The organism is Dietzia sp. B44 (genome assembly GCF_014145245.1).
Lineage (GTDB): Bacteria > Actinomycetota > Actinomycetes > Mycobacteriales > Mycobacteriaceae > Dietzia > Dietzia natronolimnaea.
In genome coordinates this window covers 1-214 of record NZ_JAALEF010000498.1, presented here as the reverse complement: position 1 = coordinate 214, position 214 = coordinate 1, and the positions used below count along the sequence as shown (strand labels likewise).

The following is a 214-nucleotide window of genomic DNA, read 5'->3' as shown; positions in this document are numbered from 1 at the left end:
TCCAGCCGATCGGACTCGCCGCGCGCCTTGGCCATGAGCCCGTCGGACTCCTTCTTGGCCTCCCCGGTCAGCCGGTCCGCCATCTCCTGCGCCATCGCGAGAACGCGGGCCGCACGCAGATGCGTGTCGGAGTTGGCGGCACCGCTGTCCTCGCTCTTCGCGAGCGACGGGGTGGCCGCGGCCGGGGCCGGCGTCGGCGCTGGGGGCGCGGCGG

General features: G+C 75.7%; 1 pseudogene. It reads right to left on the bottom strand.

Annotated features, from left to right (window positions below):
* Positions 1-214: pseudogene (locus tag G6017_RS14850) on the bottom strand (DivIVA domain-containing protein); the annotation flags it as partial.